This is a genomic window from Burkholderia sp. MSMB1078WGS, from assembly GCF_001528895.1.
Taxonomy (GTDB): domain Bacteria; phylum Pseudomonadota; class Gammaproteobacteria; order Burkholderiales; family Burkholderiaceae; genus Burkholderia.
This window is the reverse complement of record NZ_LPDI01000096.1, coordinates 61,620-74,403: the sequence shown is the minus strand read 5'-3', so window position 1 is coordinate 74,403 and position 12,784 is coordinate 61,620. Positions and strand designations below refer to the sequence as shown.

At 67.1% G+C, this 12,784-nt stretch carries 12 protein-coding genes; 6 read left to right on the top strand and 6 right to left on the bottom strand.

The window, feature by feature from the left end; genetic code table 11:
• Positions 1–14 precede the first annotated feature (14 nt).
• From WT24_RS24305 to mpl, 6 genes are all read right to left on the bottom strand, one after another.
• Positions 15–1,625, bottom strand: a complete 1,611-nt coding sequence (locus tag WT24_RS24305; RefSeq protein ID WP_060036094.1) for a S10 family peptidase — start codon at positions 1,623–1,625, stop codon at positions 15–17.
• A gap of 426 nt (positions 1,626–2,051) precedes the next feature.
• Positions 2,052–2,789 (bottom strand): monofunctional biosynthetic peptidoglycan transglycosylase, encoded by a 738-nt coding sequence (gene mtgA / locus WT24_RS24300; protein WP_059500942.1) that lies wholly within the window; start codon positions 2,787–2,789, stop codon positions 2,052–2,054.
• Positions 2,790–2,803: 14 nt separating this feature from the next.
• A complete protein-coding gene (gene aroE, locus WT24_RS24295) occupies positions 2,804–3,670 on the bottom strand; it encodes a shikimate dehydrogenase (protein WP_059500941.1) in 867 nt (288 codons plus the stop codon).
• The gene (locus WT24_RS24290; protein WP_060036093.1) at positions 3,667–5,754 is read right to left on the bottom strand and encodes a ribonuclease catalytic domain-containing protein; all 2,088 of its coding nucleotides are present in this window, start codon (positions 5,752–5,754) and stop codon (positions 3,667–3,669) included. The genes aroE and WT24_RS24290 overlap by 4 nt, the downstream gene beginning before the upstream one ends.
• Positions 5,755–5,834: 80 nt before the next feature.
• Positions 5,835–6,404 carry a YqiA/YcfP family alpha/beta fold hydrolase gene (locus tag WT24_RS24285; protein ID WP_059500939.1) on the bottom strand — a complete coding sequence of 190 codons (570 nt, stop codon included), beginning with the start codon at positions 6,402–6,404 and terminating at the stop codon, positions 5,835–5,837.
• A complete protein-coding gene (mpl, locus tag WT24_RS24280) occupies positions 6,401–7,786 on the bottom strand; it encodes a UDP-N-acetylmuramate:L-alanyl-gamma-D-glutamyl-meso-diaminopimelate ligase (RefSeq protein WP_060036092.1) in 1,386 nt (461 codons plus the stop codon). Before mpl ends, WT24_RS24285 begins: the two co-directional genes overlap by 4 nt.
• Positions 7,787–8,032: 246 nt before the next feature.
• Here mpl and WT24_RS24275 point away from each other — a divergent pair, with 246 nt between their 5' ends.
• The 6 genes from WT24_RS24275 to prmA all read left to right on the top strand — a co-directional run bounded on the left by WT24_RS24275 (position 8,033) and on the right by prmA (position 12,783).
• Positions 8,033–8,677, top strand: coding sequence for a hypothetical protein (locus WT24_RS24275; protein ID WP_059500937.1), 645 nt, complete (start codon positions 8,033–8,035; stop codon positions 8,675–8,677).
• 7 nt (positions 8,678–8,684) lie between these two features.
• Positions 8,685–9,236, top strand: coding sequence for a TlpA disulfide reductase family protein (locus tag WT24_RS24270; RefSeq protein WP_059500936.1), 552 nt, complete (start codon positions 8,685–8,687; stop codon positions 9,234–9,236).
• A 194-nt stretch (positions 9,237–9,430) separates the two neighbouring features.
• On the top strand, positions 9,431–9,883 hold the full coding sequence (aroQ, locus tag WT24_RS24265) for a type II 3-dehydroquinate dehydratase (RefSeq protein WP_027783493.1): 453 nt from the start codon (positions 9,431–9,433) through the stop codon (positions 9,881–9,883).
• A 66-nt stretch (positions 9,884–9,949) separates the two neighbouring features.
• Entirely contained in the window at positions 9,950–10,426 is a 477-nt protein-coding gene (accB, locus tag WT24_RS24260; protein WP_034206358.1) for an acetyl-CoA carboxylase biotin carboxyl carrier protein, read from the top strand.
• Positions 10,427–10,510: 84 nt separating this feature from the next.
• Positions 10,511–11,878 carry an acetyl-CoA carboxylase biotin carboxylase subunit gene (gene accC / locus WT24_RS24255; protein WP_059500935.1) on the top strand — a complete coding sequence of 456 codons (1,368 nt, stop codon included), beginning with the start codon at positions 10,511–10,513 and terminating at the stop codon, positions 11,876–11,878.
• Between the two features lie 2 nt (positions 11,879–11,880).
• Positions 11,881–12,783, top strand: a complete 903-nt coding sequence (gene prmA, locus WT24_RS24250; RefSeq protein WP_059500934.1) for a 50S ribosomal protein L11 methyltransferase — start codon at positions 11,881–11,883, stop codon at positions 12,781–12,783.
• The last annotated feature ends 1 nt before the right edge of the window (position 12,784 follow it).

Here is a 12,784-nt window from a genome sequence, read left to right as displayed (position 1 = left end):
CCGACGTGGCGCAATCAGTGCGCGGCCGCGCTGTAGAAGGTCACGAGATCGGCTTTCTCCTGCGGACGCGACGTATCGTCGAGATAAACCATGTGCCCGCCCTGATAGTCCTTGATCGTCAGGTTCGGTTGCGTCCCGAGCCGCGCGAGGTCGAGCTCGGTCTGGTAGAACGGCGTCGCGATGTCGTGATACCCGTTCAGCGACAGCACCTTCAACTGCGGATTCAGTGTCAGCGCCGCGGCCAGATCGGGGATCGTGTCGGGCATCGCCAGACCGTCGTGCGTCCAGTCCCACGTGTTGATCGCATTGCTGCTCACCGAGTAGGCCGACTGCGCGGTGTACTTCAGCTCGTTCGGCAGGTAGCTGCCGATCGTGTCGGTGAACGGCTTCGTGATGAACGAACTGGACGGATCGCCGTCGGCCGCGAGCGGGCTCGACACGGGCACGTTCACGCGTGCGTCGTAGCGGCCGATCAGCGTGCCCGGGACCAGCGACAGCTGGAAGCTGTTGTCGAAGAAGGTCGGGACCACGTTGAAGTCCGCATTCCACAGCGCCCGCTTCACACCGGTCGAATTCGCCATCGTCGTGACGAGATTCGGCGGCGGCGGCGTGTGGCTCGCCAGATACGCGTTCACGGCAGGCGCGTAGCTGCCGGCCGTCAGCAGGCGCATCTGGTCCGCATACTGCGGCAGATTCGACGGATTGGGGTTGTCCAGCTGGTAATACGCGCCGACCGTGCCGTACGACGGCACGAAGCCGGCGCAGCTCACCGGGCTCGCGCCGTTGTTCGAGTTGCCGACATAGTCGCTCGCCATGTCGCAGTTCGTGTTGTAGTTCAGGATCGACGATTGCAGCACGATGCCGTCGAGCTTCACGCCGGCCGTCTCGAGCAGGTTCGCGAGCACGTCGGTGCGCGGCGTGCCGTACGATTCGCCGAACAGGTATTTCGGCGAATCGTTGCGCTGGTTCACGCTCAGGTAGCGCGTCACGAAATCGCGGAACGCGCCGGCATCCTGGTCGACGCCCCAGAACGTCTGGTTCGTGTTCGGCGCGATCGCTTCCGAGAAGCCGGTGCCGATTGCATCGACGAACACGAGGTCGGTCGTGTCGAGCAGCGTTTCCTGGTTGTCGACGAACGGGAACGTCGACGTGTTCGCGTTCGGGTCGCCGGTCTGGATCCGGCGCGGGCCGAACGAACCGAGGTGCAGCCACACCGAGGCCGAGCCCGGGCCGCCGTTGTACAGGAACGTGACGGGCCGCTTCGCCGCGGGCTGGTTGTCGGCCGTGTACGCGACATAGAAGAATGACGCTTCGGGCGCGCCCGTCTGCGGATTGTGTGCGACGAGGTGGCCGGCGGTGGCCGTGTAGCGGATCGTCTTGCCGTTCAGCGTGATCTGATGGTGCGTGACGGCGGCTTTTTCGACCGCGGCGGATGCGTCGAGCGACGCGTTCGCGCTCGACGAATAACTGTTGGGATCGTTGTACGCGCGGTCGACCTGACCGGCGGGATCGGCCGAATTGGCGGCGCTTGCAGCAGCGGGCGACGTCACGTCGTCGTTGCAGGCCGTCAGAATCAGCGAAGAACACACCACCCCCAACAACAGCTTCGCTTTGCTCGCTGGCATCGTTGCGTTCCTTCTCTCGGATGTTTTTTGTGTCGAGCAGCCGGATAAGCCGCCCCCCGCCTCGATTGCGGCCGATAAGCCGAGGCGCTGGCCAATATACGCGAGCCCGTCAGCTTTGAAAAATTTTGAAATATTTGGCGCGCGGGCGGTGCGGCGCACACCTTTCAGGAATGCTTCGATTCGCGAAACGTTGCATTTCACGTCGCTTTCATCGACTTTCGCGTTGACCCGCGAAGACTCGAAAAGCATGGATTTCATGCGCTGCAGGCCAACAAAATCGCACGGTCGCCGGCATTGCTCAGTCGAGCGAAATAGACGGATTCGTCTAAAGGATGCGGCCCGAAATGGCGGCGACACGAATTCGCTGCAGCGCACCAATCGCGCGGCGGCGGCGAAACGGACAATGCAGCGGCGCGGACGCGCCGCTCATTCGGATTGCGGCAGCTCGGCCGCGCCCATCCGGCGCGCGATGACTGCCGCACGCTGCGCCTGGTACGCCGAGCCGCGATGCGCATCGAACCAGCGCGGCTTCGGCAGCATCACCGCGAGACGCGCCGACTGCCACGCGCCGAGCCGGCTCGCGGGAATCCTGTAGTAATAGCGTGCGGCCGCTTCGGCGCCGTACACGCCGCGCCCCCACTCGACCGAATTCAGGTAGATCTCGAAGATGCGCTCCTTGTCGAGCACCGTCTCGAGCATCCACGTGATGATCAGCTCCTGCCCCTTGCGGATGTAGCTCTTCTCGCGCGACAGGAACAGGTTGCGCGCGAGCTGCTGCGTGATCGTCGAGCCGCCCGCGACGATCCGGCCGCGCGCCTTGTTCTTCTCCCACGCCTGCAGGATCGCGTCGACGTCGTAGCCGTTGTTGGTCGCGAAGGTCGAATCTTCGGACGCGATCAGCGCACGCTTCAGGTTGCGCGAGATCTGGTCGTACGGCACCCACTGGTGCCGGATCTGCGCGGGCGGCGTGTCGCGCGACAGCCACCACGCGTCGGTGCGCATGAACGCGGTCGAGCCCGGGTTCACGAACGACCACAGCGCGATCTGCGCGAGATAGAACAGTTGCGTCGCGAGCCATGCGCCCGCGAACACCGATCCCGCATAGACGATCCAGCGAGCGAGGCTCGTCGTCCGCGTGCGCTGCGTGCCGCTCACCGCCGCCACGTGCCGCGCTCCGTTCAGCTCGCCGCGAGCGCCTGGCGCAGCGCGGCCAGCACCGGTGCGCCGTCCGGCCGCACGCCGCGCCAGATGAAGAACGATTCGGCCGCCTGCTCGACCAGCATCCCGAGCCCGTCGGCCGTGCGCGCGCCGAGCGACGCCGCGTGCTGCATGAACACGGTCGGCTGCGCGCCGTACATCATGTCGTACGCGAGCGTACCGGCGCCGAACGCGGCGGCGTCGCATTCCGGCAGCGCGGCGTCGAGGCTGCCGGCCGTCGCATTGATCACCACGTCGTACGGTTCGGCCCGCACGACGCCGGGGCCGCCGCCCGCGAGCAGGCAGCCCGCATCGTGCGCGGCCTGCATGAACTGGCCGACGAGCGCTTCGGCCTTGCTCGCGGTGCGGTTCACGATGTCGATCGACAGCGGCGCGCGGTCGAGCAGCGGCAGCACGACACCGCGCGCGGCGCCGCCCGCGCCGAGCAGCAGAATGCGCGCGCCCGCGAGCGACACGCCGAGATTCGCTTCGATGTCGCGCACGAGGCCGACGCCGTCGGTGTTGTCGCCGTGAAGACGGCCGTCGGCGTCGATACGCAGCGTGTTCACCGCGCCCGCCGCCGCCGCGCGCGGCGACAGCGTGTCGGCGAGCGCATGCGCGTCGAGCTTGAACGGCACCGTCACGTTCGCGCCGCGACCGCCTTCGGCGACGAACGCGCGCACGGCGGCCTCGAAACCGTCGACCGGCGCGAGCCGGTGCGTGTACTCGATCGGCTCGCCGGTCTGCGCGGCGAATTGCGCGTGGATGAACGGCGACTTGCTGTGCGCCACCGGGTTGCCGAACACGACATAGCGGTCGACGCCGCTCGACGACGCCGCTGCGTTCATGATGCGCGCCCCTCTTCGCCGTCGTTGCCGCTCGCGGCTTCGCCGCCCTCCGCCGCCGCATCGTCGCCCGATTCGGCCAGCGCTTCGGCCTCGGCTTGCGCCGACGCGTCTTCCGCGTCGACCAGCGTATCGTCGCCGCCCTCGGCGTCATCCTCTTCGTCGGCCGCGTCGCCGCTCGTCACGGTCGGCGCGTCGAGCACGTTCAGCAGGCGCACCGACGCCTCGATCGTCAGCTCGTCGAGCGACATCACGTCGAGCAGCACGCGCGTGCCGCGCGCATGCACGCCGAGCCCCGGCACGTGCAGCAGCAGCGGAATTTCCTCGAGGCGCACGAGATCGCCCTTCACGACGCTCGCGACGACCTGCTTCTTCTGCTCCTGCGCGAGCCAGCGCAGGCACCAGAAGTACTCCATCCGGCGCTGGTAGTCGGCGTAAGCCGTATACGTATCGTCGAAACCCTGCACGACCGCGTACAGGTCGGCGTCCTTCGGCTTGAACGGCGCCGCGAGCTTCGCGGTGACGCCGTGCTGCACGCACGCGAGCAGTTGCCATTGATTCACGAGGTCGACGTAGCGGCGCAGCGGCGACGTGCTCCACGCGTATTGCGCGACGCCGAGGCCTTCGTGCGGCGCGGCCGTCGTCTGCATCCGCGTGCGCTTCGGGCCCGGCGCGCCGAAGCCGCGCTGCGAACGATAGATGCCCGGCACCGTGTGATCGTGCAGGAACGCGCCCCAGGTCGAGTTCGCGAGAATCGCGAGCTCCGACACGATCAGGTCGAGCGGCGAGCCGCGGCGGCGCGGCGTGATCGTCACGTGCTCGCCTTCGACGTAGAAGTTGTAGTCGGTGTTGCGCTGCACCTCGCGCTTCAGGCCGTAGCCCGCGCGCGCGACCTGGCGCTTCTCGAACAGCGCCTGCGCGAGCGGCCACAGCACGGCGATGTCGTCCTTGTGCGGATAGTCGCCGGTGCCGGCCGCGAGCGTCTCCTCGGTGACGAGCTCGTCGAGCGTGTTGTGGCGCAGGTTGTTCTTCACGAAGACGAGCTCGGCGCGCGTCTCGTTCGCGACGATGTCCTGCGTCTCGCGGTTGACGATGATGTACAGCGACAGCGCCGGGCGGTAATCGCCCTCTTTCAGCGTGAACACGTCGACGACGTCGTCCGGCAGCATCGTGATCTTGTCGCCCGGCATGTAGACGGTCGACAGGCGCGCGCGCGCGATCGCATCGACCGGATCGCCGCGCACGATGCCGAGCGCAGGCGCCGCGATGTGCACGCCGATCCGCACCCGGCCGTCGGACAGGTGCTCGACCGAAAATGCGTCGTCGATTTCGGTGGTCGTGATGTCGTCGATCGAGAACGCCTCGACGTTCGCGCGCGGCAGGTCGTCCGGCAGCGGGCCGACCGTGACGGGCGGAAAGCCCGTGCCGTGCGGGAAGAATTCCGCGAGAAAGCGCGCTTCGTGCAGCGCCCGCGGCGACTCGATGCCGCCGCAGTCGAGCATCAGCCGCGCCGGCGATACGCCGCGCGCGCCGGCCGCCGCTTCCATCGCCTTGTATTCGATCGAATTCTTGTCCGGCCGCGTCAGCAGCCCGAGCACCTTGCCCGCGAACGCTTCCGGCAGCTTGCCGGCCTTCAGTTCCTCTTCATACTGCGCCTGCACGAGCGCCTGCTGGCGCTTGCGCTCGAGCGAGGCGAGCGCCATCTTGAGCTGCTCTTCCGGCGCGCGCTGGTACTGGCCGCGCCCCTTGCGGCGGAAATAGACGGGCGAGCCGTGCAGTCGCAGCACGAGCGCCGCGCGCTCGACCGGGCCGTACGTCGCGCCGAAGTACTCGGCGGCGAGCGCCGTGTACGCGAACTCGTCGGCCGGCGCGCATTCCCACAGGAAGTCCAGGTCGATCTGCTGCGCGGCCGTGTCGGCCTCCTGCATCAGCTCGCCTGCTGCCGGCTTGTCGAATTCGATCAGCACGTCTTTCGCGCGCACCTTCGCGCGCCGCCCGCCGGGCAACTCGACCTGAAATGCGTCGCCCTGGCGCGACAGCACACTGCCCGCCTTGAAACTGCCCGATTCCTCGAAGAAAACGTTCACTCAGTACTCTCGTTCAGACTGCCGGGCGCCGCGTCGGCGGCGCCGCATGATGATGGGAATTCGATCGGCACACGGCCGGTTTATGACGTCTTTCCGTCGCAAAATGCGAGAACGTCGTCGACATAGTCGGCAAATTCGCTGATTCCGTGATCGCTGCCGTCGATCACGCGGGTTTTCGCGCCCGGGTAATGGGCAAGCATCTCGCGATAATCGAGCACTTCGTCGCCGGTCGCCGCGAACAGATAGTAGCGGTCGGCGCGCGTGATCGCCGGCACGCGCAGCGCGTCGAGTTCCTGCAGGTGGCGGCGCTCGACGACGATCGTGCCACCGCCGTGCCACAGCGGCTGTTCGCCGAGATACTGTTCGAGGTCGCGCTGCGGGACGATGGCCGGATTCAGCAGCACCGCCTTCCACCCGTGTTTTTCCGCGAGCCACGTCGCGTAATAGCCGCCGAGCGAGCTGCCGATGACAGTGACGTCGGCCGCCCCCGCGACCTCGGCCTCGGCGACCGCGATCGCCTCGAGCGGCGACACCGACAGCGACGGGCACCGCCACTCGCCGGCGCGGCCGAGTTCGGCCATGCGCGCGGCGAGCAGCCGCGATTTCTGCGATTCCGGCGACGACCGGAAGCCGTGCAGATACAGGATCACGTGCGGCTCCCGAGCGCGTCGAGCAGCTTCTGGTGCACGCCGCCGAAGCCGCCGTTGCTCATCACGAGCACGTGGTCGCCCGGACGTGCGGCCTCGACCACCGCCTTCACCAGCAGATGCAGATCGTCGAATGCGCGCGCGCGCTCGCCGAGCGGCGCGAGCGCCTCGGCGAGATTCCAGCCGAGCGCGTCGCGCCCGGTCGGCGCGCCGTAGCCGAACACGAGATCGGCATCGGCGAGGCTCGCCGGCAATTGCGACTTCATCACGCCGAGCTTCATCGTGTTCGAGCGCGGCTCGAGCACCGCGAGGATGCGCGCGTTTTGGCGACCGATCCGCGCACGAAGCCCGGCGATCGTGGTGTCGATCGCGGTCGGGTGATGCGCGAAGTCGTCGTAGACGGTCACGCCGTCGACGCTGCCGCGCACTTCCATGCGCCGCTTCACGTTGCGAAACGATGCGAGCGACGCAGCCGCCTGCGCGGGCGGCACGCCGACGTGGCGCGCGGCGGCGATCGCCGCGAGCGCGTTCATCCGGTTGTGCTCGCCCTGCACCTGCCACGCGACTTCGCCGACGCGCTCGGCGCGGGAATACACCGCGAAGCGTTCGTCGACCGGCACGCCGTCCTCCGCCGGCAGCGCCTGCCAGCCGCCGTCGACGCCGAAGCGCTCGACCTCGCTCCAGCAGCCGCGCGCCAGCACGCGCTCGAGCGCATCCGACCGACCGTTGACGACGATCCGCCCGACGCCCGGCACGGTACGCACGAGATGATGGAATTGCGTCTCGATCGCGGCGAGATCGGGGAAGATGTCGGCGTGATCGAATTCGAGGTTGTTCAGCACCGCGGTGCGCGGCCGGTAGTGCACGAATTTCGAGCGCTTGTCGAAGAAGGCCGTATCGTACTCGTCGGCCTCGATCACGAAGAAGCTCGAATCGGTGAGCCGCGCGGACACGCCGAAGTTCAGCGGCACGCCGCCGATCAGGAAGCCCGGGTTCAGCCCCGCGTCTTCCAGCAGCCACGCGAGCATCGACGAGGTGGTCGTCTTGCCGTGCGTGCCCGCGACCGCGAGCACCCATTTGCCGGCGAGCACGTGCTCGCCGAGCCACTGCGGGCCCGACACGTAAGGCAGGCCGCGATCGAGGATCGCCTCCATCAGCGGATTGCCGCGCGTGACGACGTTGCCGATCACGAACAGGTCCGGTTTCAGGTCGATCTGCTCGGCGCCGTAGCCCTCGGTCAGCGCGATGCCCTGCGCCTCGAGCTGCGTGCTCATCGGCGGATAGACGCCCGCGTCGCAACCCGTCACCGTGTGGCCCGCCTCGCGTGCGAGTACGGCGAGACCGCCCATGAAGGTGCCGCAGATGCCAAGAATGTGGATGTGCATAGATGAATGCTTTCGCGCCGCCGGGCGCCGTCGATTCGGAAAGGATGCGTGTGCGGCGCGCCGGCGAGGCCGTGCGGCCGGCGCCCGGCCAACGACCTGGCCGCGACACAAAGAGCAGTATTGTAACTGACGGCTTGCGATGCCCGGCGGCCCGAACGGTGCACGCGAACGGTGCCGGCGCCCTCGGGCGGCGGGCCGCCGCACCCGTGCTCGGGCGCCGCGACGATCGAGTATGATTGCCGGATCATGTCTCGCAAACCTCTTGTCGACCCGCGGCGCGTCCGCGAGGAAATCGCCCAGTCAGCCGCCCGCCTGATCGCGGAGGATGGCCAGGACTACGCCGGTGCGAAGCGCAAGGCCGCGCGCCAGTTGCTGGGCGATTCGCGCGTTGCCGGCGAATGGCTGCCGGATAACGACCAGATCGAGGAAGAACTGCGCGAGTACCTCGCGCTGTTCCAGAGCGACACGCAGCCGGACGAACTGCGCCGCCTGCGCGAGATCGCGCTCGACTGGATGCGCCGGCTCGCCGAGTTCCATCCTTATGTGACGGGCGCCGTGCTGAACGGCACCGCGAACGCGCATTCGGATATCCATTTGCAGGCATTCACCGACAACCCGAAGGACGTCGCGATCTACCTGCTGAACCAGAACGTCCAGTACGACGTGTCGGAGACGCGGCATTTCGCGGGCCGCGGCGACGTCGAGACGCTCAGTTTCCTGTGGCGCCCGCGACGCGACATGGACGCGATCGGCATCCATCTCGCGCTCTATGCGAGCGACGATCTGCGCGGCGCGGTGAAGGCCGACGCGCGCGGCCGCGTCGCCCGCGCGGATGCCGCCGCGCTGCGCGCGCTCGTCGACGCGAGCCAGGCCCCTTCCGAACCGGAATGATTCAACGATGATGATGAAACGCATGTTGGCGCTCGCGGTGGTCGCGGCCGCCGCCGTCGCCGGCGGGATTGCCGCCGGCCACTGGTTCCGCGGCACGGCCGACGACGGCGTCGCCGTCGCGGCACCGGCCGCCCACGGCAACCCGGTCGACCAGCTGTGGGCGTCGTCGCTCACCGGCATCGACGGCAAGCCGGCCACGCTGGCCGCGTTCAAGGGCCAGAAAGTCGTCGTCAATTTCTGGGCGTCGTGGTGCGGCCCGTGCGTCGAGGAGATGCCCGAGCTCGTGGCGCTGTCGCATCAGTACAAACAGAAAGGCATCCGTTTCGTCGGGATCGGCGTCGATTCCGAGCAGAACGTGAAGAACTTCCTGCAGAAGGTGAAGGTTGACTATCCGGTCTTCGTCAGCGGCTATGCGGGCGCCGATCTGGCCCGAAATTTCGGAAATACCGCCGGTGCGCTGCCGTTTACCGTCGTCATCGACGAAACCGGCAAGGTGCGCGAGACAAAATTGGGACAAATCCAGCCGGCCGAGCTGAAAAAGACGCTCGACGCGCTGTAATCGGCGCGAATGGCGGCCTGCGCGTTGACGGCGATTTGCAGGTCGATCGCCGCAATTTCGCGTGAATTCGCCGATACTGCGCATCGACACCGGTAATTCTTGCAGGGCCCGCGCGCCCGGCCGTTCGGCAAAACTAGACAAATTTCTCTAAATAGCGCTAAAGTTCGCGCAATTCCGCAGAAATAGAAGCGACCATGACACGATTGCTGGTGCTGCACGGCCCCAACCTGAACCTTCTCGGCACCCGGGAACCGGAGGTGTATGGCCGCGTCACGCTCGCGCAGATCGATCAGGCGCTTGCCGCGCGCGCCCGGGAAGCCGGCGCCGAACTGTCGTCGTTCCAGAGCAACCATGAAGGCGCGCTGGTCGACCGCATCCAGGCCGCGCGGGAGGAACAGACCGATTTCATCCTGATCAATCCGGCCGCGTATACGCATACGAGCGTTGCGATCCGGGACGCGATCGCCGGCGTCGGCATCCCGTTCGTCGAGGTTCACTTGTCGAACGTGCATCGCCGCGAAGCGTTCAGGCACCACTCCTACTTTTCCGACCAGGCCGAAGGCGTGATCTGCGGGCTCGGCTGGAAAGGTTATCTGTACGCGCTCGAGTACGCGCTGGACAAGCTGCAAGGCGCGTCGCGCGGCTGATTTCGCGATCTAGATTCAGCGCCGGCCCCTAACCGGCGCTTTCACGTATTGAAAGGGGAATTCCCGATGGATCTTCGTAAGCTGAAAACTCTGATCGACCTCGTTTCCGAATCCGGCATCTCCGAGCTGGAAGTGACGGAAGGCGAAGGCAAGGTGCGCATCGTCAAGAACGCGCCGCCGGTCTACGTGCAGCCGACGGCTGGGTATGCCCCGCAAGTCAGCGCGCCGGCGCCGTCGGCCGCGCTGCCGACCGATGGTGCAGCGGCGGCGCCGGCAGCCGGCGCCCCGGCCGCACCGGCCGCCCCGCAGGGCCACGTCGTGACGTCGCCGATGGTCGGCACGTTCTATCGCGCGCCGTCGCCGGGCGCCGACCCGTTCGTGCAGGCCGGCGACACGGTCAAGGAAGGCCAGACGATCTGCATCATCGAAGCGATGAAGCTGCTCAACGAGATCGAGTCGGACAAGGCCGGCGTGATCAAGGAAATCCTCGTCGAGAACGGCCAGGCCGTCGAATACGGCCAGCCGCTTTTCGTGATCGGCTAAGCCCGCCGCGCGGCCCTGCCGCCGCGCGCCGCCGACGCTCGCCAGGCGCCGCTCGCGCGCCCCTCGAAGAGACGAATACTCGCTATGTTTGAAAAAATCCTCATTGCCAACCGCGGTGAAATCGCGCTGCGCATCCAGCGCGCGTGCCGCGAACTCGGCGTCAAGACGGTGGTCGTCTACTCGGAAGCCGACAAGGAAGCCAAGTACGTGCGCCTCGCGGACGAAGCCGTCTGTATCGGCCCGGCCCCGTCGAACCTGAGCTACCTGAACATGCCGGCGCTGATCAGCGCCGCGGAAGTGACCGATGCCGAGGCGATCCACCCCGGCTACGGCTTCCTGTCGGAGAACGCCGATTTCGCGGAGCGCGTCGAGCAGTCGGGCTTCACGTTCATCGGCCCGCGCCCGGAAACGATCCGCATGATGGGCGACAAGGTCACCGCGAAGCAGACGATGATCAAGACCGGCGTGCCGTGCGTGCCGGGCTCGGAAGGCGCATTGCCGGAAGATCCGAAGGAGATCGTCAAGATTGCGCGCGCGATCGGCTATCCGGTCATCATCAAGGCGGCGGGCGGCGGCGGCGGGCGCGGGATGCGCGTCGTGCACACCGAGGCCGCGCTCGTCAACGCGGTCAACATGACCCGCGAGGAAGCCGGCCGTGCGTTCGGCAACCCGCAGGTGTACATGGAGAAGTTCCTCGAGAACCCGCGCCACATCGAGATCCAGGTGCTGTCGGACGCGCACAAGAACGCGATCTGGCTCGGCGAGCGCGACTGCTCGATGCAGCGCCGCCACCAGAAGGTGATCGAGGAAGCGCCGGCGCCCGGCATTCCGCGCCGCCTGATCGACCGCATCGGCGACCGCTGCGCGGACGCGTGCAAGAAGATGGGCTACCTCGGCGCGGGCACCTTCGAATTCCTGTACGAAAACGGCGAGTTCTACTTCATCGAGATGAACACGCGCGTGCAGGTCGAGCACCCAGTATCGGAACTCATCACCGGCGTCGACATCGTGCAGGAACAGATCCGCATCGCAGCCGGCGAGAAGCTCGCGCTGCGCCAGCGCGACATCCAGTTCCGCGGGCATGCGATCGAATGCCGGATCAACGCCGAAGATCCGTTCAAGTTCACGCCGTCGCCGGGCCGGATCACGTCGTGGCATACGCCGGGCGGCCCCGGCGTGCGCGTCGACTCGCACGCCTACAATGGCTATTTCGTGCCGCCGAACTACGATTCGATGATCGGCAAGCTGATCACCTACGGCGCGACGCGCGAGCAGGCGATCCGCCGGATGCGCATCGCGCTGTCGGAAATGGTCGTCGAAGGCATCCAGACCAACATCCCGCTGCATCGCGAGCTGATGATCGACTCGAAGTTCGTCGAAGGCGGCACCAGCATCCATTACCTCGAAAACCGGCTCGCACAGAAGCAGCAGGTCGCACCGGAAGAAGCGTAAGCATGGGTTATCGCGAACTCGTCGTCGAACTGGCCCGCGAGCATGCGGAGGCCCTGTCCGACGCACTGCTCGAGCTCGGCGCGCTGTCGGTGTCCGTCGAAGATGCCGACGCCGACACGCCCGACGAACAGCCGCTCTTCGGCGAGCCGGGCCTCGTGCCCGATCGCACTGCGTGGCAGCACTCGCGCGTGGTCGCGCTGCTGTCGGCCGACCATGAACCGGCCGTGCTGCTCGCGGCGGCCGCGAACGAAATCGGCATCGCCGAGACACCGGCGTTCGTCGTGCGCGACGTCGAGGAGCAGGACTGGGTGCGGCTCACGCAATCGCAGTTCGAGCCGATCCCGATCGGCGAGCGGATCTGGGTCGTGCCGTCGTGGCACGATGCGCCCGATCCCGATGCGCTCGTCCTCGAACTCGACCCCGGCCTCGCGTTCGGCACCGGCAGCCACCCCACCACGCGCCTTTGCATGGAGTGGCTCGAACAGTCGGTGAAGCCCGGCCAGTCGGTGCTCGACTACGGCTGCGGCTCGGGCATCCTCGCGATCCTCGCGAAGAAATGCGGGGCGAACCCCGTGATCGGCATCGACATCGATCCGCAGGCGGTCGAATCGGCGCGCCAGAACAGCGAACGCAACCGGGCGGAAGTCACGTACGGGCTGCCCGATGCATGCCCGGACGGCGAATTCGACATCGTCGTCGCGAACATCCTGTCGAATCCGCTGAAGCTGATGGCATCGATGCTCGCGTCGAAGGTCAAGCCGGGCGGCCGCATCGCGCTGTCTGGCGTGCTCGCGCGCCAGGCGGACGAGGTTGCGGCCGTTTATGCGCGCTACGTCGACATCTCGGTCTGGCGCGAACACGAAGGTTGGGTATGCCTCGCCGGAACCCGCCGCGAAAGCCATTAGA